At 65.4% G+C, this 1,412-nt stretch carries 3 protein-coding genes; 1 reads left to right on the forward strand and 2 read right to left on the reverse strand.

The window, feature by feature from the left end:
- Positions 1-454, reverse strand: a 454-nt coding sequence (locus tag EOA38_RS36590) for an LLM class flavin-dependent oxidoreductase (protein ID WP_127301498.1), incomplete at its 3' end; no start/stop codon positions are given.
- A gap of 227 nt (positions 455-681) precedes the next feature.
- Here EOA38_RS36590 and EOA38_RS36595 point away from each other — a divergent pair.
- A complete protein-coding gene (locus tag EOA38_RS36595; protein ID WP_126090940.1) occupies positions 682-1,110 on the forward strand; it encodes a DUF6481 family protein in 429 nt (142 codons plus the stop codon).
- A gap of 84 nt (positions 1,111-1,194) precedes the next feature.
- Here EOA38_RS36595 and EOA38_RS36600 read toward each other — a convergent pair.
- The coding region (locus EOA38_RS36600; protein ID WP_127301499.1) for an SMR family transporter at positions 1,195-1,412 on the reverse strand (218 nt) is incomplete at its 5' end.

Raw genomic sequence — 1,412 nt, forward strand, 5'->3', positions numbered from 1 at the left:
CCTGCCACGTCACCTTCACCTGGTCGCGGATGGCGAGCAGGAGATCGAGCTTCTCGGCGAAGAGCTCGTCATAGTCCTCGAGATTGTAGCCGAACAGCGGGAAGGATTCGATGAAGGAGCCGCGCCCGGCCATGATCTCGGCGCGGCCGCTGGACAAAAGATCGAGCGTCGCGAACTGCTGGAAGACGCGCACCGGATCGTCGGAAGAGAGCACGGTGACCGCGCTGGTGAGCTTGATGCGCTTCGTCCGCTCCGCGGCGGCCGCGAGCGCCACGACCGGCGCCGAAGCAGCATAGTCGGGGCGGTGATGTTCGCCGAGGCCGAACACGTCGAGACCGACCTGGTCGGCCAGTTCGACCTCCTCGATCAGATTGCGCAGCCGTTCGTGCGGTCCGATGGCGCCGGGGCCCGGTTCCGGGCTGACATCCGCGAAAGTGTAGAGGCCGAGTTCCATTTCGATTGCATCCTGATGCGCTGTTCGAGCGTTGATTGTCGGCGCAAGACGTAGCGATCGGCCTTGCCGCACGCCAGAGGCGCGATTTGTGAACAGTGCATCGCGCCGCGGTGACGTATCCCGGCGGCAACAGCTCAGATTTTCATGGCTGGCATACCGTTTTGGCGCTTGAACTCATCGCTTTCGCGCGTATGTAAGCGTCGCGAATTGACTGCAGGGAAGTGGATTTGGCTATCTACAGGGAAAAAGACATATTCGAGCGGCGCAACGCCGCGAACGAGGCAAAGAAGGCGCTCCTGGAGCGTTTCAAGGCAAAGCCGGCAGCAGACGATCCAGCGGTGCTGGCGCGTCAGGCGGAGCGCAAGGCGATCCTCGAAGCCCGCGCGATCCGCGAGGCCGAGAAGGCCAGGCTGAAGCAGGAAAAGCTGGCGCGCGAAGCAGCCGAGAAGGCCGAGCGCGAGGCAGCCGCGGAAGCGGCTCGTCGTGCCGCCGAAGAGGCGGCGGCGGCCGAGGCGAAGATCCGCGAAGCCGAGGAGACCGAACGCATCGCCCGCGTGCTCGCCGAAGAGGCCGAGCGCAAGGCCAAGCGCGACGCACGCTACGCCGCCCGCAAGGCGCGTGTCGGCAGGACGCCTCCGGGCTTCTCCGCCCGCTAAGGCGTACGCGCCCGGAATATAGTTTCGTTCGAAGATGCATCAGGGTCGCCAGTGGCGGCCCTGAAGGCGTTTGTGCTGGACGCGTCAGGCGACGAGCTTCAGCCCGACAATGCCGCAGACGATCAGGCCGATGCAGGAAAGCCGGACCGCGGTCGCAGGCTCGCCGAGCAGCCATATGCCGAGCAAGGCCGTGCCGACGGTGCCGATGCCTGTCCAGACCGCATAGGCGGTGCCGACGGGCAATGTCTTCAGCGCCAACCCGAGCAGGCCGAGACTGACGATCATCGAGGCGACGGTGAGCC

The organism is Mesorhizobium sp. M1E.F.Ca.ET.041.01.1.1 (assembly GCF_003997355.1).
GTDB lineage: Bacteria > Pseudomonadota > Alphaproteobacteria > Rhizobiales > Rhizobiaceae > Mesorhizobium.